The sequence below is a fragment of the Alloalcanivorax sp. C16-2 genome (assembly GCF_046507615.1).
Lineage (GTDB): Bacteria > Pseudomonadota > Gammaproteobacteria > Pseudomonadales > Alcanivoracaceae > Alloalcanivorax > Alloalcanivorax marinus_A.
On record NZ_JBKFTL010000001.1, the window covers coordinates 1242864 to 1262904 of the forward strand.

The following is a 20041-nucleotide window of genomic DNA, read 5'->3' on the forward strand; positions in this document are numbered from 1 at the left end:
TAACGGCCGGGCCGGGATGCCTCGGTGATCGCGGCTGATGCCGCACCTGCGGTGGGGCCGGGGGAAGAATCGTGAGACGCATTGGGGGATGCGCGCTGCTGGCACTGGGGCTGGCGGCGCCGGCCTGGGGCCAGTTCGACGACGCGGACGCCGAGGTGCCGCGCGTGCTGACGCCGGCGCGCCTGGACCAGCCGGTCTCGGAGGTGCCCGCCAGCGTCACCGTGATCGATCGCGAACTGATTCTCGCCAGCGGCGCCCGGGAACTCCATGAAGTAATGCGCCTGGTGCCCGGCATGAGCGTGGCCAAGGCCGACGGCAATCTGCCCTCGGTGAGCTACCACGGTACCCAGGCCCGCGATCAGCGCCGCATGCTGGTGCTGGTGGATGGCCGCAGCGTCTACCAGCCCGGTTTCGCCCGCGTGGACTGGAACGCCATCCCGGTGGGCCTGGAGGACGTGGAGCGCATCGAGGTGACCCGCGGCCCGGCCTCCGCCGCCTACGGCGCCAACGCCTTTACCGGCGTGATCAACATCATCACCCGTGATCCCCGCGACGTGGACGGCCAGCAGGCACGGCTGCGGCTTGGCAACAATGGCATCCTCGACACACGCGTGGCCGCCGCCCACCAGTTCGGCAACGGCGCCTGGCGGCTGAGCCTCAATGATCGCCGCGACGACGGCTACGACGCCGGCGTACCCCCCCTGGACACCGGTGACGCCAAGCGCGTCACCACCCTTAATGGCCGCTCGGTGTGGGAGCTGGGGCCCCGTGACACCCTTACCGTCCATGCCGGCGGCAGCCGCACCCGGCTCGACCGCCCCAACGAAAGCGGGCTGGACGCCATCGCCACCTACCGTGACGACAGCCAGGAACGGACCGAACGAGCCTTCCTCGGCCTGGAATGGCAGCGCCAGGTGTCACCTCGCCACGGATTCAAGGCGAGCTTCTATGGCCAGTACAACAACGACGACATCAACCTGGACCTGTGCTACCAGGACCCGCTCACCGGCGCTTTGGGGCCCGGCGGCGGCCTTTATTTTTCCCGGGAGCTGCGTGAGCACTTCCTGGCCAACGGCGGAGACATCGGCCAGACCCTGGCCACCGCCGCCGCCAACCCGGCCATCCAGAGCCGCTACGCGACTCTGCTGGCCAGCGGCGGCGGGCCCTTCTGCGGCATCGGTTATCTGGATGTGCGCGAGGACCGCTACGATCTGGAACTGCAGGACACCCTGCAACTGCGCCCCTGGGCGCGCCTGGTCACGGGCCTCAACCTGCGCCAGGACCGGGCCCGCTCCCAGGCGTTTCTGTCCGGCACCGCCGAGAATCTGAGCCACCGCCTGTTCACCAGCCTGGCGCTCAAGCCGCTGCCGCCGGTGACCGTCAACCTGGCCGGTTTTTGGGAGCACGACGAGATCAGCGGCCCCCACTTCAGCCCCCGCGCCGGCGTCAACTGGGAACTGATGCCAGGCCACACCCTGCGCGCCGTGTACGCCCGCGCCCTGCGCACCCCGGACATCTACGAGGATCAGGCGCGCATCAACCTGCCGATCAGCGGCCTGTCTGGCCCCTACGGCGACCGCCAGGGCCTGCTTGGCTGGGACCCGGCCTATTTCTTCATCACCCAGAACAGCCCCGGCACCCTGAACACGGAGCGCATCCGCTCCCGGGAACTGGGTTACTACGGCCGCTTCGCCGTGGAGGGCGTCGGCGGGTTCGAGGTGGATGTACGCTACTTCCGGGAGGAGCTCTGGGACCTGGTCAGCGGCGCCCTTAACCCGTTCAACTTCGAACCCGACAACGACGGTGAGGTAGCCCACCGGGGCACCGAGGCACAGCTGAGCTGGCGCCCCTCCGGCCGTCATCTGTTGCGGCTCACCGGCGCCCATATACACACCCGCGCCGCCGATGCCACGGAAACCCGTTTCGCCGCCCGCGACAGCGCCAGTGCCCTGTGGCTGTGGCGGTTCCACCGCGATTGGTGGTGGTCCACCGCCTGGTACCTGGCCCGGGACTACAATGATCACCCCTTTGAACGCCTGGATGCCCAACTCGGCTGGCGGCAAAGGCTGGCCGGCGCGGAATGGGAATGGCGCCTGCAGGTGCAGCAGCCGCTCAATAACCAGCCGGTGGTGTACTCCGAAAACCTCTATCAGGACGATCAACGCTACTGGCTCACGGTCTCCGTGAACTTCTAGCGGGCGAGGGAACCATGATGGACGCCACCGGCAGCACAGGACGGAGCCTCGGAGTCACCCGCTTAGGGTGGGCCGCGAGCCTGCTGCTGGCCGCGGCCCTGTGGGCGGGCCCGGTCTGGGCCGAGCCGTTGACGGTGCGCCTGCGCGCGCCGGACGCGACCGTGGCGCAACGGTTCGCCAGCCTGTTGGAGAGCGCCGGTGGTGGCCGGGTCGCGGTGGTGGAGCAGGGTGCCGCCGTGACCCTGGCCCTGGGAGAAGCCGCCTTCCGCGCCGAACTCGCCGACCCGGGCCACGGCCCGCTGCTGGGGCTGGCGGTGCCGCGCGCCGCCGCCGGCCTGGTCAGGCCGGGCTGCCACTGCAGTGCCATCTGGCGTGGCGTGCCCCTGGCCACGCAACTGGCGCTGATCGAGGCCCTGATGCCCGAGGCCGGTCGCATCGGCGTGCTGTTCGGCCCGAGCAGCGCCTGGGCCCCACCGCTGACCGCGCCCCGTGGGCGCCTTCTGGAAGCCGTGCTGGTGCCCGGGCCTGCCCGGCTGGCGCCCCTGCTGCGCCGTCACCTGCCCGACTGGGACGCGCTGTTGCTGCCCGAGGACGACGTCCTGTTTGGCCCGGGCGCCGCCAAGCTGGTGCTGCTCACCAGCTACCGGCAGCGGGTGCCGGTGTTCGGCCCCGGCGCCGATTTCGTGCACGCCGGCAGCGTCGCCAGCGCCTACCTGGATCCGCGCGACCTGGCACGCGGCGCCCTGGACTGGCTGGAGGCGCGGCGCCGCCACGGGGCATGGCCGGCCCAGGGCTTCGCCGGCCATTATTCCCTGGCGGTGAACGACCACGTGGCCCGCGCCTACGGCCTGAGCATCGTCGAGCGTGCGCGGCTGGAGCGCATCCTGGAGACTTCGCCATGAGACTGACCGGCGGCATCCGCCGACAACTGCAATGGCTCGGGGTGATCCCCGCCTTGATCATGCTGGTTCTGGTGCTGGTGGCGCTGACCTGGCAGCGCTTCGAGGACGTGGACAAGGAAGTGCGCCAGTTGGGTGGCTTCCTGGCCCAGCAAATGGCCGCCGGCGCCGAGTACGGCGTGCTTTCCGGCAACATCGACGATCTCCGCCGCCAGGCTCGCATGGTGCTGGAGCGACCGGACGTGCGCTACGTGGCCTTCCTGGACGAGCAGGGCGAGCCGCTGCTGCGTGCCGGCGAATCCCGCGATGACACCGGCGCCGTGCTCGCTTTCCACGCCGGTATCTACCGCCAGCCGGCGCTGGTGGACGGTGGCCTGGACGTGGTCAGGGACCAGCCGGATCGCATTGGCGAAGTGGTGCTGGGGCTGTCCCGGGGGCGCATCCTGGCGCGCCAGAAGGAGATCCTGGTGGCCAGCCTGCTGCCCGCCCTGCTGGCGGTGGTGGTGGGCCTGCTGATCGCCCGCTACCTGGCGCGCCGCATCGCCGAGCCGGTGACTCACCTGTCCCGGCTGGTGCGGGTGATCCGTGGTGGCGATTACCAGGCCCGCGGTACCCGGCTCCTGGAAGGGGAGCTGGCGGCCCTGCAGACCAACATCAACGACCTGGCCGCCGGCCTGGAGCAGGCCCGGGAAGACCAGCAACGGGCCATCGCCGACCTGCGCGACGCCCACCGGCAGGCCCAGCAGGCCAGCCAGGCGAAAAGTGAATTCCTGGCGATGATGAGCCACGAGTTGCGCACCCCCATGAATGGCGTGCTCGGCATGCTGCAACTGCTGGAAACCACCCGCCAGGACGACGAGCAGCGCGAATACACCCAGGCCGCCCTGGAATCCACCGGCCACCTGCTGGAAGTGATCAACGATATCCTCGATTTTTCCCGCATCGAGGCTGGCCGCATGGAGGTGGAGCAGACCTTCTTCGCGCCGGTGCCGCTGCTCAACAACTGCGTCGGCACCTTCCGCTACCTGGCCCGGGAAAAAGGGCTGTACCTGCGCCTGGAGGGCGCCGGCTGCCTGGCGGACCTGGAAATCCGCTCCGACCCCACCCGCCTGCGCCAGATCCTCAGCAACCTGATCTCCAACGCGGTGAAGTTCACCGAGGCCGGCGGCATCCGTGTGCAGGTGAGCATCTGCGACCAGCACCAGGACATCATCGACCTGGCCATCGACGTGCGCGACACCGGCATTGGCATCCGCCCCGAGCAGCGCGAGAAACTGTTCCGCGCCTTCTCCCAGGTGGATTCCTCCGCCTCCCGGCGCTTCGGCGGCACCGGCCTGGGCCTGGTCATCGCCCGCCGCCTGGCGCGCATCCTGGGCGGCGACCTGACGCTGATCAGCGAGCCGGGGGAGGGCAGTTGCTTCACCCTCACCCTGCGCCTGCACACCCGCCCGGCGGTACTCACCGAGCTCGACCACCGCGAGCGCCGCCCGGAACGGCTCAGCGGCCGAGTGCTGCTGGTGGAAGACAATGAGGTGAACCGGCTGGTGGCGCGGCGCATGCTTGAGCACCTGGGTCTGGAAGTGGTCACCGCCGGTGATGGCGCCAGCGCCCTGGCCCTGGCCGGTGAGCAGCGCTTCAACTGCATCCTTATGGACGTGCAGATGCCGATCATGGACGGCCTGGAAGCCACCCGCGCCCTGCGCCGCCGGGAACGGGAAAGTGGCCGCGACCCGGTGCCGATCGTGGCGCTCACCGCCAACGCCATGTTCGAGGAGCGCCAGCGCTGCCTGGCCGCCGGCATGGACGCCCACCTGGCCAAGCCGTTCCGCCGCAACCTGCTCGCCAACCTGCTCAGCCGCTTCCTCCCCGCTGCCTGAGGCGGGGCCCTTGGGGTAGGCCCCCACCGTGGTTATCGCGACACGTCTTTGTAGGAGCGGCTTTAGCCGCGATCCGGCGCTTGGGCAAGCTTCCGGCGTGGCAATCGCGACTGAAGTCGCTCCTACAGTGGGGGGGCTCCGCGCCGGCTTACTTCGGGGGGTTAACGCGGGTGACGGTGGCTTCGAAGGAGCCCTTCGCCAGCCGCGTCTCCACGGTCTGGCCTTTCTGGAGGCTTTCCACCGAGCGCAGCGGCTCGCCATCCACCAACGTCAGCGAATAGCCCCGGTCCAGGGTGGCCAGCGGGCTGGCGGTATTCAGCCGGTGGCCCAGACCGCTCAGCCGCTGGGCCAGATGGCGCTGTTGATGGGTGAGCGGCACCGGCAGCCGCCGCCGCAACTCCGCCAGCCGCTGGGCCTGCCGCGTCACCTGCTGGGCCGGGGACTGCTGGCGCAGGCGCACGTCCAGGGGCCGCCAGCGGCTCTGCAGCAACGCCAGCCGCTGGCGCAGGGCCCGGGCCAGCCGCGCCTGCTGCTCGTCCACCAACTGCCGGGTCTGCTCCAGCTGCCGCTCCGGATGGCGCACCTGCAGCCGCCGGGTCAGGCCCTCCAGCCGCTGGCGCTGGCCGCGCAGGGCCAGCCCCATGAATTGCCGCTGACGCCGCGCCAGCACCGACAGCCGCTGCAGCAAGGCCTCGCCGTCCGGGCTGATCAGCTCCGCCGCCGCCGACGGCGTGGGCGCGCGCACGTCCGCCGCGAAATCGGTGAGCGCCACGTCCACCTCGTGGCCCACGGCGCTCACCACGGGCACCGGACTGGCCGCCACCGCCCGCACCAGGGCCTCGTCGTTGAACGCCCACAGATCCTCCAGGCTGCCGCCGCCCCGGCCGATCACCAGCACATCGCAATCGCCCCGGGCGGTGGCCCGTTCCAAAGCCGCGCGGATTTGCCCCGGTGCCTCGGCGCCCTGCACCGGGGTGGGGAAAATCAGCACTGGAATCGACGGCGCGCGCCGCTTGAGCACATGCAGAATGTCACGGATCGCCGCCCCGCTGGGGCTGGTGATCACCCCGATCTGCCTGGGCCAGGAGGGAAGTGGGCGCTTACGTTCCTGGGCGAACAAACCCTCGGACTCGAGCTTCGCCTTGAGCGCGTCGAACTGTGCCCGCAGGGCGCCTTCACCCGCCTCTTCCATGTGCTCGACGATGATCTGGAAACCACCCCGGGGCACGTACAACGTGATGCGCGCCCGCACCAGCACCTGCTGCCCGTCCCGGGGCTGGAACCGCAGCAGGCTGTTACGATTCCGAAACATGGCCCCGCTAACCTGGGCGCGGTCGTCCTTGAGGCTGAAATACAGATGCCCGGAACGGGGCCGCGCCAGATTGGACAGCTCCCCCTGAAGCCAGATCAAGGGGAAGCTGCCCTCCAGCAGGCCCTGGGCCTCCAGGTTCAAGCGGCTGACGGAATACGGTTGGCTGCGCGATGATGGGTCCATGGCGCGCAATGTAGCGATTTCCGCGCGCCCTTGCACCCTTCAAGGCGCGCCGGTACCCGCGCCCGTGCCTTTGTAGGAGCGGCTTCAGCCGCTCCTACGAGCATGGGCGCGGGGCCAGGAAGGCCACGCTTCACAGCGTTTTTGGATTGCCTGAAAGACGGTTTTTCCGGTAGACTATCCGGCTTAATTTAACGGAGCCCCTGGTTCGCCCTCGCGCCGGCTCCTCCCCGCCCGACCCGGCTTCCCGGCCGGCGACAGCCCGGCGCTCCGGGGTCCAGACTCCCCCAGTTTCTCTCTGTGCCTAGGGGTGCAAAATGCTCAGAATCGCGCAAGAAGCACTGACGTTCGACGACGTTCTGCTCCTGCCCGCCCACTCCGATGTGCTGCCCAACGAGGTCTCGCTCAAGACGCGCCTGACGCGCAATATCGAGCTGAACATCCCCCTGATCTCGGCGGCCATGGACACCGTCACCGAACACCGCCTGGCCATCACCATGGCCCAGGAAGGCGGCATTGGCATCCTGCACAAGAGCATGCCGGTGGAAGACCAGGCCCGGCAGGTACGCGCGGTCAAGAAATTCGAATCCGGAGTGGTCAAGGACCCGATCACCATCAGCCCCAACGCCACCGTCCGTGAGCTGATCAACCTCACCGACGCCAACAACATCTCCGGCGTGCCGGTGGTGGAAGGTGAACAGGTGGTGGGCATCGTCACCAGCCGCGACACCCGCTTCATCACCGACTACGACCAGCACGTGGCCGACATCATGACCGGCCGCGAGCGCCTGGTGACGGTGGGCGAGGGCGCCGACGCCAGCGAAGTGCAGGCGCTGCTGCACAAGCACCGCATCGAGAAGATCCTGGTGGTCAATGAATCCGGCGCCCTGCGCGGCATGATCACCGTCAAGGACATCGAAAAAGCCACCCGTTACCCCAACGCCTGCAAGGACGCTCAGGGCCGCCTGCGCGTGGGCGCGGCGGTGGGCACCGGCGGCGGCACCGAGGAGCGCGTGGCCGCGCTGGTGGAAGCCGGCGTCGACGTGATCGTGGTGGACACCGCCCACGGCCACTCCCAGGGCGTGCTCAATCGCGTCGCCTGGGTCAAGAAACACTTCCCCGAGGTTGACGTGATCGGCGGTAACATCGCCACCGCCGAAGCCGCCAAGGCCCTGCTGGAAGCCGGCGCCGACGGCGTCAAGGTGGGCATCGGCCCCGGCTCCATCTGCACCACCCGCATCGTCGCCGGCATCGGCGTGCCGCAGATCACCGCCGTCTCCGAAGTGGCCGCCGCCCTCAAGGGCACCGACGTGCCGCTGATCTCCGACGGTGGCATCCGCTTCTCCGGCGACATCGCCAAGGCTGTCGCCGCCGGGGCGCATGCCATCATGATCGGCTCCCTGCTGGCCGGCACCGAGGAAGCCCCCGGCGAAGTGGAACTGTTCCAGGGCGGCTACTACAAAGCCTACCGGGGCATGGGCTCCCTGGGCGCCATGTCCGGCAAAACCGGCTCCTCCGACCGCTACTTCCAGGACGCCGCCGCCGGCATCGAGAAGCTGGTGCCCGAAGGCATCGAAGGCCGCGTGCCCTACAAGGGCCCCATGAGCGCCATCGTCCACCAACTGATGGGCGGCCTGCGCGCCTCCATGGGCTACACCGGCTGCGCCGGCATCGACGAAATGCGCACCAAGCCCTACTTCGTGAAGGTCACCAACGCGGGCATGAAGGAATCCCACGTCCACGACGTGACCATCACCAAGGAAGCGCCGAATTATCCAGTCGGGTAACGGCCCTGTGATAACGCTGTAGGAGCGACTTCAGTCGCGATCAACCGGGGCCCGATCAAGGCCCAATCGCGGCTAAAGCGGAACGCCGCCCGGCCGCTCCTACCGCAAGACCAAACAAACCAAAACGGCCGGCTCACCCGCCGGCCTTTGCATTTAAACCGGCCCGCAACCGCCGGCCTAACCGGAAACGGACCATGCAAGACATCCACGCCCAGCGCATCCTGATCCTCGACTTCGGCTCCCAGTACACCCAGCTGATCGCCCGCCGCGTGCGCGAAATCGGCGTCTACTGCGAAATCCGCGCCTTCGACGCCACCGCCGAGGACATCGCCGAGTTCGACCCCAAAGGCATCATCCTCTCCGGCGGCCCGGAATCCGTCACCGCCGCCGAAACGCCCCGCGCCCCCCAAGCGGCCTTCGAACAGGGCGTGCCGGTGCTGGGCATCTGCTACGGCATGCAAACCATGGCCGAGCAACTGGGCGGCGCCGTCGTCGCCGGTGAAAAACACGAATTCGGCTACGCCCGCGTCGCCAAAGCCGACGGCAGCGAACTGCTCAACGGCATCATCGACCACGAAGAAGCCGGCACTGAATACCTGGACGTCTGGATGAGCCACGGCGACCGCGTCGGTGAAGTGCCCGACGGCTTCGTCGTCACCGCCACCACCGACAGCTGCCCCATCGCCGGCATGGCCAACGACGAAAAACGCTTCTACGGCGTCCAGTTCCACCCGGAAGTCACCCACACCCTCCAAGGCGGCCGCATCCTCGAACGCTTTATCCGCGAAATCTGCGCCTGTGACGCCCTCTGGACCCCGGCCAAGATCATCGACGACGCCATCGCTACCATCCAGGAACAGGTCGGCACCGACCACGTCATCCTCGGCCTCTCCGGCGGCGTCGACTCCTCCGTGGTCGCCGCGCTACTCCATAAAGCCATCGGCGACCAGCTCACCTGCGTCTTCGTCGACAACGGTCTCCTCCGCCACGGCGAAGGCGACCAGGTCATGGAAATGTTCGCCGACCACATGGGCGTCCGCGTCATCCGCGTCGACGCCGAAGACCACTTCCTCTCCCGCCTGGCCGGCGAGGCCGACCCGGAGAAGAAGCGCAAAATCATCGGCAACACCTTCATCGACATCTTCGACGCCGAAGCCGCCAAACTGAAAAACGCCAACTGGCTCGCCCAGGGCACCATTTACCCCGACGTAATCGAATCCGCCGCCTCCAAAACCGGCGGCGCCCACGTCATCAAATCCCACCACAATGTGGGCGGCCTCCCCGAGCACATGAAGCTCAAACTGGTCGAACCCCTGCGCGAACTCTTCAAAGATGAAGTCCGCAAAATCGGCCTCGAGCTCGGCCTCCCCTACGACATGGTCTACCGCCACCCCTTCCCCGGCCCCGGCCTGGGCGTGCGCATCCTCGGCGAAGTAAAGAAAGAATACGCCGACACCCTCCGCCTCGCCGACCACATCTTCATCGAAGAACTCAAAGCCGACGGCCTCTACCACAAAACCAGCCAGGCCTTCGCCGTCTTCCTCCCGGTCAAATCCGTCGGCGTCGTCGGCGACGCCCGCCGCTACGAATACGTGGTGGCGCTCCGCGCCGTCGAAACCATCGACTTCATGACCGCCCGCTGGGCGCACCTGCCCTACGAGTTCCTGGAGAAGGTCTCCAGCCGGATCATTAATGAGATCCCGGGGATCGGCCGGGTGACCTATGACATCTCGTCCAAGCCGCCGGCTACGATTGAGTGGGAATGACCTGATCTAGCCTAGCCTGGTAGTAATGGCTTACTTAAAAGGCCGCCGGCGCGGGAGCGTCGGCGGCCTTTTTGCGTTTTGGGAAAGCGGGAGGTCAAGATATCAGGAGGCAGCCGGCGGTGGGGTTTGTAAGCGGCTGATTTTTCTGCTTTTATTTAAAACCATAGGAAATCAAGAAAAGGGATATGGCGCTGGCGCGGTCATTGGGTATTCGAGATGGCGCCCTAATTCCTGTTAGAGCGAAAAGGTACAAGTTGTGGATCCAGGTTACGAAATGCTCTTTGAAACCACTATCCGATCCTTCATAGGGGATAAGGCATTCCATATTGCTGGCCAGGCTCATTCCGAAAAATCACGGAAAGATTGGTATCGAAAAGCAATCCAAAAGGTGGTCCATAGAGTTTCGGAAATCGAAACGAGCACAAAGCACAAGGAGCAATTGTGCTATTGGAGCGAAAGGGCGCTTGGCTCTTTGAGTGAACGTCCTTTTAACGAAACACTGTTTACGCTGTGCCTGTTGAGGCTAGTGGCTTCTTTGGTTGGCTATTTCGGGGTAAGGCCATACAGCATAGTTACGCCAGCATATTTTCAAACTCCGCCTCAGCACTACACCGAAATCATCGCCAATGGCGGTGATGTCATGCAGGATTACTACGATAAGAAGAGCTCGATAGAAACAAAAAGAAGGCTAATCCTCCAGCTCAAGCAAGAAGGGATGACAGATTTTGAAATCTCGTTGGTGTTCAATGTATCAGAGTATGAAGTTAGAAAACTCCGCAAAGAGCTCTAACAAACTGTTGTAGTTCGTTCCGGCCTGCGGCCTACACCGGACGTCCTTATCAGGGCGCCGCTAAACCAAGGCGTTATGCCTTGAAATGGATTAGGTGAAGTTGGTCAAAAAATGAAAAGATATGACGTTCAGTTCGAGCTCTCGTATTCAGGTGCAGATGCTGAGACTCACGAAATAGACTTTTATGATGTCTCTCAAGCGTTAATTGGGTTTCAACGATCCTTGGCCATAACCACTCACCTGATATTGAATGGTGAAATAATAACGCAAGCGCCTTCTTTGAAAGGTGCGCAGATATACGCCTTCCCGTCGGAAGAAGGAAGTTGGAAGGCCAAAGCAGGCGTACTAATTTTAGGGACAGCGGCGTATCATGTTGCAACAGCACCGAATAATACACCTCTCGGCCATTTGGTTTATTCTGCCTACGATTACGTCATCTCTGAAAGTCTTGGTTTTCACGTCGACTACGACAAATCTTTAGGCCAACTGTACGAGGAGAGCAAAGAGAAGAACATAGAGCTTCCCGAAGTTCGGGAGGCTCAGCTGGATTCTGTCATTGAAAAATGCTCAACCGCTATAACAGAAATTCATAGGCCCATATATAAAAATCAGACTGCTGAAGAAGCGAGAATATATACAAACATTAATAATGAGAGGACTCCTCTCAGTCCAGTGTTTTCGTTTGATACGTTTCGGTACATTATCGAGGAGTACGTGGAAGACGAAGTGGTAATTGTTCGAGGCTTTATCTCTAGCTACAACTCTAATACATACAAGGGAAGAATCTACGTCCCTGTAGAAGAAAGGCCGATATCATTCGAGTTGGCAGATAACGTTCGGGGCGAAGGAAGTATTCAGATTATAGTTGACAGCTTGAGAGCTAATGCTCTGAGAAACTTTGAGGCAGAGCCTGTTGAAGTCTTTTGTAGAGTTCAGCGCATTACGACACAGGCCGGTCATTTAAAGAAATATAAAGTGTTGGCTGTATCCGGAGAAATATTTAGTGAGTGATACGCTTGGCATAACAAAGGCAGTCAAGCCCACCCGTTTTTCACTACGCTTCGCTTCGTTAAAAGCGGGCGGTTGCTTCCGGCGTTAGGTGATTTGAATGAGAAAAATTTCTTTGCCCGCAACTAATACTGTTTCTATACCTATTTCATTGGATGGCAGTACGGAGGCCGATGGAAATGGCGAGGTCTATTTGGGCGCAATAGGCGCTGATGAAATCTCTATGCTCGGTACTGCTAGAGAGAACGGAATGCATATAATCTGGTCTACAATTTGCCTAGAAAAAAAGCTCGAAGATACGATTGCGGACTTCTTTTTTGGAAAAACTAACTTTCCGACAAGTCGCCGAAATGTGTTTTTAAATGAAGTTTTGCAATCGTCATCTTTCCAGCTTTCGTTCAAAAAGACCCTTATTGGCAAGGTCGTCAAAGAAACCGAGGTATTGAAAGGTAAAGAGTCGAGTAAGCTTCAGGGTTGCCTCAAGAAAATCATGATTTGGCGCAATGCTTTCGCACACGGAATTCTGAAATTTGATACAAAAGACGGCGTTTTACTCAGTTATTTTTCGGGTGGCCACCAGAAAATAATCTTGAATGAAGATTTTTGGGGTGAAGTTGAAAGCGTATTCGAAGAATGCACAGAGTACGTGGATAAAATTGACTCTGCGCTTTAAGACCTAACCAGTCGCGCAAGTCGGGCGGCTTTTAGCCGCCGCTTCCCTTCGCGTTAGGAACCCAAGTCACCAAGAAGAGTAGCAGCCATAGATGGTGAAGAAGAAAAAGCTAAGCAATCCCTTTTCTACGGGCGGTGGCGGTGTTCATTTTGAAGCGCATGTCCAGGCGTCTTTTGTTGCACTTATGCTCACTGGCGGTCATGCCCCATGTCTTCCCTGTTGGCCAATTGCAGAAATCAAACTTCAGGGCAAAATCGACGGCTTTGATACAGACGACCTCGTTGTTGTCGTAGAAAACTTGAACAGCAATGAAAGGCGGAAACTTCTCGGGCAGATCAAGCATACCATTGCCATCACGCAGGGCAGCACCCTTTTTGGGGAGGTGATGCAGGCCGCTTGGAATGATTTCAATAATCCTAAGGTGTTTTCTAGGGGTAAGGATATTATTGCACTGATCACAGGGCCGCTCAGCGTGACTGATGCACATAATGTGCAATGGTTGCTGAACCAGGCGAGGCACACCCAAGACGTTGATGAATTTTTTAGAAACGTCCAGCAGGCAAATTTCAGCCCACCCAAGAGTGCCGAGAAACTGGAGGTCATTCAGCATCATCTGAAGGTAGCAAAAGGCGGCAACGATGTTTCAAGGGACGAACTCTATGACTTCTTGAACCACTTTCATCTACTCGGCTACGATCTTGGGAGCGAGTTCGGTGTAGTCCTGTCTCTGCTGCATTCCCACATTTCCCAATTCCAGCAACAGTCTCCGCAGTGGGTCTGGTCACGGGTTGTCGATATCGTACAAACCTGGAATCAGGATGCCGGGACCATTATACCCAGCAAGATCCCGGACGACCTTCTGGATGCCTTCAAAAAAAGGGTTGTAGCGGAGATGCCCGAGGAGTTCAAGGCGGCACAGGAGAAACCTAGAACCGATTGGGCTCGGCACCCGGACGCCACCTATTTGGCCCTGGCGGTCTTGATTGGGAGCTGGAACGAAAAAAATGAATGTGACCTTGAGTCGATAGTCCAACTGCTTGGCATCAGTTATGACGAATGGTTGAAGAAGGCACGGGAAATATTGCATTGCCCTGACAGCCCGTTGTCTCTCAGAAACGGCATCTGGAAAATTGTTGATCGAGCCGAGCTTTGGAGTCTACTGGGATCGCGTATCCTTGATCAGAACCTCGACACGTTCAAGTTGCTTTCGGTTTCCGTACTGAAGGAGCCAGACCCCGGATTTGAACTGCCCGCTGAAGAGCGATACGCGGCAAGCATTCATGGCAAGGTGCTAAAATATTCAGACGTGTTGCGAAAAGGCATTGCCGAGGGCTTGGCTATTCTGGGAAACCAACAGGAGGCGTGCACTAACTGCTCGCAAGGGCAAGCTGAAGCAACCTGCGTATTGGTGATACGTGAACTCCTAACCGATGCTGACTGGGTTTTGTGGGGTAGCCTTAACAGTTTACTGCCCACTCTGGCGGAAGCCGCCCCGGATGAACTTCTTGATGTGGTCGAAAAGGCGATGCGTCTTACGCCCTGTCCTTTTGATGAGCTTTTTTCCCAGGAGGGAAACGGCTTCACTGGCGGTAACTATTTAATCGGTCTGCTATGGGCGTTGGAAGGGCTGGCTTGGGATGAACAGTATCTGGTTCGCGTCTGTGTTGCGCTCGGTGAACTTGCCAGCCATGACCCCGGCGGCCAGTGGGCTAATCGCCCAGCCAATTCGCTTGCAACCATTTTGCTACCCTGGCTTCCGCAAACTCTGGCATCTGTTGACAAGCGCAAGGTGGCTGTCCGTACGATCCTACAGGAATGGCCGGATATCGGCTGGGATTTGATCATCCAGCTTCTGCCCGGCCAGCACCAGATCTCTTCTGGATCTCACAAACCAACCTGGCGAAAGGTCATCCCCGATGATTGGGAAAAAAGCGTTACGCATAAGGCATACTGGCAGCAGTCATCTTTTTACGCGGAACTTGCGGTGACTGCCGCTGGTCAAAATACCAGTAGGCTTTCCACATTGATTGGTCATTTTGATGACTTGCCTGAACCCGCTTTTGATCAACTGCTCCAGGTTCTTGCTTCCAAACCCATTTCAGAACTCCCCGAAGAGCAACGACTTTCGATTTGGGACCATCTTACGAAGTTTACAAACAAACACCGAAGGTTTTCCGATGCGAAATGGGCAATTCCCGACGAACTGATTACCAGGATTGAGCACGTTGCAGAGCAACTCGCTCCCACTAACCCTTTCAATTTATATCAGCATCTTTTTACAGATAGTGACTTTGATCTGTACGAAGAGAACGGCGATTGGGAGGAGCAGCGGAAGAAACTGGACGCGCGACGCGAAATGGCCGTTTCGGAAATCTTTCATCAAGATGGTTCCGATGGTGTTATCCGATTTGCTGAATCAGTTTCCTCAGCCGGTCAGGTAGGGCAAGCGCTAGGGGTTATTGTCGATTCAGTCATTGAGCGCACCCTTTTGCCCGCCTTCCTGGCGTCAGAAGACAACAAACGCAACGCCTTGGTGAGCGGTTTTATCTGGAGGCGTTATCTTCTCAAAGGCTGGGAGTGGTGCGACGATCTCGATAAATCTGGTTGGACGCCCGAGCAAGTAGGACAATTCCTGGCTTATTTACCGTTTACAAAAGAAACATGGCGCCGTGCTTCTGAATGGCTCCAGGCGCAAGAGTGTGAATACTGGATTCGCACCGACGCGAATGCTTATCAGGCCGATGGTGATCTTGCCGATGCAGTTGAAAAACTGATTGAACATGGGAGACCATATGCAGCAATCGACTGTCTGGACAGGATGCGCCATGCCAAGCAGCCAATCGATAGTAGCCAATGTGTTCGAGCGCTGCTTGCAGCGCCTTCTTCCAGTGAGCCCAGCTACGCCATGCATGCGTACCACATTGTTGAACTGATTAAGTTTCTCCAGACAGAATCTTCAGTGGACCTGGATGATCTCTTTAGAGTTGAGTGGGCATATGTTCCTTTGCTCGACCGTTATAGAGGTGCTGCGCCCCAACTTCTTGAAAGCAGATTGGCCAATGACCCGGAGTTCTTTTGCGAGGCAATTCGCCTTATCTACCGTTCCAAGAAAGAGGGCCAGACGCCGAGAGAGCTAACCGAGGAATCAAAGGCAATTGCAACAAATGCCTGGCGGCTACTACATGAGTGGAAGACACCGCCTGGAACACAACAAGATGGAACATTCAGCGAAGAGCGTTTTACTGAATGGCTCCGAAGTGTAAAGGAAGCCTGTACGGAATCCGGCCACCTGGAAGTTGCGCTCATCAATATTGGCGAAGTATTGATTCATGCCCCACCCGATCAAGACGGCTTATGGATACGCCGCGCGGTCGCTGCCGCACTGAATGACCGCGAAGCTGATGACATGCGAGATGGTTACAAGACGGGGATATACAACTCACGCGGTATTCATTGCGTTGACCCAACCGGAAAACCGGAGCGAGAACTCGCTGATCAGTTCCGAAGCAAAGCCGAGGATGTAGAGAACGCAGGTTTTCAGCGATTTGCCGTTACCTTGCGAGGTTTGGCGGACGGCTATGACCGAGAGGCAGAGCGAATAATTGTCGATTATAAAGACCCGGATGATGACTAATAGCAATATTTAACAAGACCGTAAACGCGGTTATATTCCTTGCTCGCTGCGCTCACCAAAAGTACGCCGGTTACGGCTGGCGTTAGCCGTATGAACGAAGAAGAACGCTGAGATTATATAGTGTCCCTTGATGAATAGTTCTCAAAATATGGGGCATCCTGTCAGAGCGGTGCTTTTTTATCATCCGAGAATCGGACTTGGCGTTTGCGCATGGAGTGAATCTGGCATCAATGCTGACGGCAGTTTCTGGCAGTAATCTATAAGGTTAGATCTTGCCTTTGGCCTATCTCGCGGAAGCGAGAAGCCCCGGCGCAAAGCCGGGGCCAGCCGCTCACTGAAGGCGCTCCTGAACAATCGAAAGCCGCCCGTCCTCCACGATCACGGACACAGGCGTGTCGATGGTGAATCCGGCCTGTTCCAGCCAGGTACCTTTGAGAAGAAGAAAAGGAATAATCGGATTGCCGCTATAAGGCTTGCTCTTCAGGGTGTAGTCCCGGTGGCCTTTGCGGACTTTCAGTTTGCGCTGTTTCATGGTCTTGCTCCTGTTGTGCAATTTCTAGGTTGCGTAAATAGGGCGGTCGGGAGGCTAGAAACAGCAACAGGTACTGCTCCGACTATTTCCTGCAAGCAGGTGTTGTATTCGCCGGACCTCCCGGCCATTACGTCCCGGATTTCGGGCACAGAAAAGCCGCAATGCTTCCGGGGTGCGGCTTTGCCCGCCTGTTGGAGTTTCTAGGCTCCTGAATCAAGTGTACCTTCGTGTAATGTACTGTCAATATGGCCAGTGCGGATGATTACGATAAGGAGGTTGTGTGAGTGACATCGTCATTTTCGAGGAGGGCGCCCGTCAGGTGGAGGTTCGCTTGGAGGGCGAGACCCTGTGGGCGACGCAAGGTCAGATGGCCGAGCTTTTTGACACCTCCACGGACAACATCGGCCTGCACCTTAAGAACCTCTACGCGGAGGCGGAATTGGACGAGGCGGCAACCACCGAGGATTTCTCGGTAGTTCGTCAGGAGGGCAAGCGCCAGGTCCGTCGGCGGCTCAAGCACTACAACCTGGATGCGGTGATATCCGTCGGCTACCGGGTCAGTTCCCGGCGCGCCACGCGCTTCCGCCAATGGGCCACCCGCGTCCTCCGCGAACATCTGACCCAGGGCTACACCCTCAACGAGCACCGTTTGGCCCGGCAGGGCCTCACCGAGTTGGAGCAGGCCGTGGAACAGCTCGGCCAGACCCTGACCCGACAAGAGCAGGTCTCCGACATTGGCGAAGAAGTGGTTGGTCTGATCCTCGGCTATGCGCGCACCTGGCGCTTGCTCCAGGACTATGACGAAGGCGCGCTGGGCGTGCCTCCCGGGGCCCGTCCGGCCCGCGGCGTGCTGGGCGTGGATGAAGCTCGCCGTGCCCTGGATGCCCTGGCCGGTGAACTGCGCGATAGGGGAGAAGCGAGCGACCTTTTTGCCCGGGACCGGGATGACGGCCTGGCCGCCATCCTCGGGAACCTGGAACAAAGCATGTTCGGCGAGCCCCTCTACGGAACCCGCGAAGAACGCGCCGCCCACCTGTTGTATTTTGTGATCAAGAACCATCCCTTCTCGGACGGCAATAAGCGCTCCGGCGCCTTCCTGTTCTTGCTCTACCTGCGCCAGGAAGGCATGCGCCTGACCTTGAACGAGCAGGGCCTGACTGCCCTGACGCTGTTGATCGCCGAAAGCGACCCGAAGGCCAAGGATCTGATGGCGCGGCTCGTGATGAACCTGATTGCGGATGACAGCAATGTGGCCAGCAAGGATGAGACGAGTACCGAATGAAGGCAGTCCCACTCAGGGCCAAGCCCACGGTTGGAACGGTCACATGGCAAAAACGCGACGCCCGGCACCCGTAAAGCTCCGGCCAACACCCTCACCCGGGGTCACAAAAAGAAAGCCCGCACCCGGCGGCAACTGCTGGACGCCGCCCTGCGCATCTACGCCCGCGCCGGCGTCGGCGGCCTGGCCCTCAACACCCTCGACGACGGCACCCTCTACAACGACTTCCGCTCCCGCGAACAAGTCCTCGAAGCCGTCGGCCTGGAACTCGCCGTCCAACTCTCCGAACAGATCCTCACTGTCAGCGAAGCCGAGGAAAGCGGCGCCGAACGCCTCAGCATCGCCGTGCGCACCTTCACGAACAAAGCCCGCACCGACCCCGACTGGACCCGCGTCCTCATCACCGTGATCCGCTACGCCGAAGGCATGCGCTCCGCCCTCGCCACCTACCTCCGCGCCGACCTCCAAGCCGGCCGCCGCCAAGGCGACTTCCACTACGCCCACGAAGAAATGGCCCTGAGCATGGTGATCTCCGCCACCCTGGGCGCCATGAACCTGCTGGTGGAAGAGGGTGAAGTGGAGCGTGCCGACCGTATTGCGGCGGAGATGGTGCTGCAGGCGTTGGGGGTGCCGCCGGGGGATGCCAGGCGGATTGCTGGGTTGCCGTTGCCGGGGGAGGGTGGTTAGCTGGACTTGTTGCAGCATGGGGGCTGACCTGGGATTTATCTGATTTGGGTGATTAGTAAGGGCTTACTTAAAAGGCTGTTGGCGCTTGGGCGTTGGCGGCCTTTTTTTGGGAGAGTGACTTGGTCAAGACATCAGGAGAAAGCCTGCTCCCTGAATTTGTAAGTGGCTGACTTTTCTGGTTTTATTTTGCGCTAAGGAATCCAAGAAGAATGATATGACGCCGGCGCGTTCATTGGATATTCGCGCTGGCATCCTAATACCTGTTAGCCACTTATTCCAACCCGTGCCTTAACTACAGAGAAAGCAATGGAAAGTACATTGATTGAATTCGATGAAAAAGCAGCCGATCTCAAAGATTATGTAGATAAACTAAAAGGCTACATTGGTAATATTCCGATTTCTAAAAACTTAAGAGATGGTTTTAAATCTTTCTACCAGCACCTAGATGCCTATTCCGCAGCCACAAAACGGGGAGATATTGAAAAAATTGCTAGCTCAGCAAGTGCAGTTGCAATATATGGACAAGTTATTGGGCAAGGTATAGCTCAATTTAAAGATGCAGACAGTCAAATGAAAAATATTGGCTCAGACCTACTAAGAAAGTCAAATGAATATAGAGATTTAACTGAAAATAGTCCTCTTGAATATAAGCCAATGGAGCCAATTGATTCGAAGGAAGCAGATTTATCATTGGCTAACTATCAGTCCATTAAAAATAACTTCAAACAGATTTCTAATGATCACATAGCACATGACCAGAGAATAAAAAAGTTATTAAACGAAAGTGAATCTAATGCGGTCAAGTTAAGTGGCCAGATTGAAAAATTAGAACGTGAAGTAAAAAGTGAAATAGAAAAAATAACGTCTTTCTATAAAGAGGCGAAAGATGAGATTGATTCTAAGAAACAACAAATAGATGATGTCCTTGGGCACGTTTCAGGGCGGGCAATTGCCGGTGATTTTGAAACGAGTTCAGCAGATGAAAAGAAAATGGCAGACTGGCTAAGGTGCGCATCTCTTGGGTGTATGGCCGTTATTGTCGCTGTTGTCTGTTATTCGTTTTGGGAAACGACAACTGAAGATTTTCAGTGGCAGAGCTCTGTTTTTCGTATGGTTTTAGCTGTAATGCTGTCTGTGCCGGCCGCATATTTGGCTCGAGAATCAGCCAAACATCGAGAACAACAGTATAACCACTTGCAGACATCGCTAGACCTGAAGGCTATTAGTCCATATATAGCCTCACTGCCTATTGACGAACAGCATAAAATAAAGATTCAAATTGCTAATAGACTCTTTGCAGCAGGGGATTATTCAAAAGTTGGCGCCGATCCTTACCCAATCAATGTCCATGAAATCGTAATGGAAATAATTAAAAAGTTAGAGCTAAATAAGCATAGTAAAAGTGACTGAAATGGCTAAAAA

14 protein-coding genes are annotated in these 20041 nt (G+C 59.3%); 12 read left to right on the top strand and 2 right to left on the bottom strand.

Features of this window, described 5'->3' with window-relative positions; genetic code table 11:
* Positions 1–71 precede the first annotated feature (71 nt).
* Genes ACLD02_RS05955 through ACLD02_RS05965 form a run of 3 tightly spaced genes read left to right on the top strand, consistent with a single transcriptional unit; the run spans position 72 to position 4971 of the window.
* The gene (locus ACLD02_RS05955) at positions 72–2195 is read left to right on the top strand and encodes a TonB-dependent receptor plug domain-containing protein (RefSeq protein ID WP_410298162.1); all 2124 of its coding nucleotides are present in this window, start codon (positions 72–74) and stop codon (positions 2193–2195) included.
* 14 nt (positions 2196–2209) lie between these two features.
* Positions 2210–3097: a hypothetical protein gene (locus ACLD02_RS05960; RefSeq protein WP_203104916.1), complete on the top strand. Its 888-nt coding sequence runs from the start codon at positions 2210–2212 to the stop codon at positions 3095–3097.
* Positions 3094–4971 (top strand): ATP-binding protein, encoded by a 1878-nt coding sequence (locus tag ACLD02_RS05965; protein WP_203104915.1) that lies wholly within the window; start codon positions 3094–3096, stop codon positions 4969–4971. Before ACLD02_RS05960 ends, ACLD02_RS05965 begins: the two co-directional genes overlap by 4 nt.
* 148 nt (positions 4972–5119) lie before the next feature.
* On the opposite strand, the gene xseA is transcribed toward ACLD02_RS05965, so the two are convergent.
* On the bottom strand, positions 5120–6466 hold the full coding sequence (gene xseA, locus ACLD02_RS05970) for an exodeoxyribonuclease VII large subunit (RefSeq protein ID WP_410298632.1): 1347 nt from the start codon (positions 6464–6466) through the stop codon (positions 5120–5122).
* Positions 6467–6780: 314 nt separating this feature from the next.
* On the opposite strand from xseA, the gene guaB reads away from it, so the two are divergent.
* The 6 genes from guaB (at position 6781) to ACLD02_RS06000 (ending at position 16121) form a co-directional block, all read left to right on the top strand.
* Positions 6781–8250 carry an IMP dehydrogenase gene (gene guaB / locus ACLD02_RS05975; RefSeq protein ID WP_410298163.1) on the top strand — a complete coding sequence of 490 codons (1470 nt, stop codon included), beginning with the start codon at positions 6781–6783 and terminating at the stop codon, positions 8248–8250.
* A 194-nt stretch (positions 8251–8444) separates the two neighbouring features.
* The gene (guaA, locus tag ACLD02_RS05980) at positions 8445–10016 is read left to right on the top strand and encodes a glutamine-hydrolyzing GMP synthase (protein WP_410298164.1); all 1572 of its coding nucleotides are present in this window, start codon (positions 8445–8447) and stop codon (positions 10014–10016) included.
* A gap of 274 nt (positions 10017–10290) precedes the next feature.
* Positions 10291–10806 (top strand): hypothetical protein, encoded by a 516-nt coding sequence (locus tag ACLD02_RS05985; RefSeq protein WP_410298165.1) that lies wholly within the window; start codon positions 10291–10293, stop codon positions 10804–10806.
* Positions 10807–10917: 111 nt separating this feature from the next.
* A complete protein-coding gene (locus ACLD02_RS05990; RefSeq protein ID WP_410298166.1) occupies positions 10918–11817 on the top strand; it encodes a hypothetical protein in 900 nt (299 codons plus the stop codon).
* A 97-nt stretch (positions 11818–11914) separates the two neighbouring features.
* Positions 11915–12487: a hypothetical protein gene (locus tag ACLD02_RS05995; RefSeq protein WP_410298167.1), complete on the top strand. Its 573-nt coding sequence runs from the start codon at positions 11915–11917 to the stop codon at positions 12485–12487.
* 91 nt (positions 12488–12578) lie between these two features.
* Positions 12579–16121, top strand: a complete 3543-nt coding sequence (locus ACLD02_RS06000) for a hypothetical protein (RefSeq protein ID WP_410298168.1) — start codon at positions 12579–12581, stop codon at positions 16119–16121.
* 331 nt (positions 16122–16452) lie between these two features.
* On the opposite strand, the gene ACLD02_RS06005 is transcribed toward ACLD02_RS06000, so the two are convergent.
* On the bottom strand, positions 16453–16653 hold the full coding sequence (locus tag ACLD02_RS06005; RefSeq protein WP_410298169.1) for a SymE family type I addiction module toxin: 201 nt from the start codon (positions 16651–16653) through the stop codon (positions 16453–16455).
* Between the two features lie 280 nt (positions 16654–16933).
* Between ACLD02_RS06005 and rhuM the strand changes: the two genes are divergently transcribed.
* The 3 genes from rhuM (at position 16934) to ACLD02_RS06020 (ending at position 20029) form a co-directional block, all read left to right on the top strand.
* Positions 16934–17935: a RhuM family protein gene (rhuM, locus tag ACLD02_RS06010; RefSeq protein ID WP_410298170.1), complete on the top strand. Its 1002-nt coding sequence runs from the start codon at positions 16934–16936 to the stop codon at positions 17933–17935.
* 30 nt (positions 17936–17965) lie between these two features.
* Positions 17966–18619, top strand: a complete 654-nt coding sequence (locus tag ACLD02_RS06015) for a TetR/AcrR family transcriptional regulator (protein WP_410298171.1) — start codon at positions 17966–17968, stop codon at positions 18617–18619.
* A gap of 306 nt (positions 18620–18925) precedes the next feature.
* Positions 18926–20029, top strand: a complete 1104-nt coding sequence (locus ACLD02_RS06020) for a hypothetical protein (RefSeq protein WP_410298172.1) — start codon at positions 18926–18928, stop codon at positions 20027–20029.
* The last annotated feature ends 12 nt before the right edge of the window (positions 20030–20041 follow it).

Bases quoted from the DNA above. Each gene is read 5' to 3' on its own strand.
- ACLD02_RS05960 (WP_203104916.1), top strand. From the start codon at position 2,210: ATGATGGACGCCACCGGCAGCACAGGACGGAGCCTCGGAGTCACCCGC.
- ACLD02_RS05965 (WP_203104915.1), top strand. From the start codon at position 3,094: ATGAGACTGACCGGCGGCATCCGCCGACAACTGCAATGGCTCGGGGTG.
- xseA (WP_410298632.1), bottom strand. From the start codon at position 6,466: ATGGACCCATCATCGCGCAGCCAACCGTATTCCGTCAGCCGCTTGAAC.
- guaB (WP_410298163.1), top strand. From the start codon at position 6,781: ATGCTCAGAATCGCGCAAGAAGCACTGACGTTCGACGACGTTCTGCTC.
- guaA (WP_410298164.1), top strand. From the start codon at position 8,445: ATGCAAGACATCCACGCCCAGCGCATCCTGATCCTCGACTTCGGCTCC.
- ACLD02_RS05985 (WP_410298165.1), top strand. From the start codon at position 10,291: ATGCTCTTTGAAACCACTATCCGATCCTTCATAGGGGATAAGGCATTC.
- ACLD02_RS05990 (WP_410298166.1), top strand. From the start codon at position 10,918: ATGAAAAGATATGACGTTCAGTTCGAGCTCTCGTATTCAGGTGCAGAT.
- ACLD02_RS05995 (WP_410298167.1), top strand. From the start codon at position 11,915: ATGAGAAAAATTTCTTTGCCCGCAACTAATACTGTTTCTATACCTATT.
- ACLD02_RS06000 (WP_410298168.1), top strand. From the start codon at position 12,579: ATGGTGAAGAAGAAAAAGCTAAGCAATCCCTTTTCTACGGGCGGTGGC.
- ACLD02_RS06005 (WP_410298169.1), bottom strand. From the start codon at position 16,653: ATGAAACAGCGCAAACTGAAAGTCCGCAAAGGCCACCGGGACTACACC.
- ACLD02_RS06020 (WP_410298172.1), top strand. From the start codon at position 18,926: ATGGAAAGTACATTGATTGAATTCGATGAAAAAGCAGCCGATCTCAAA.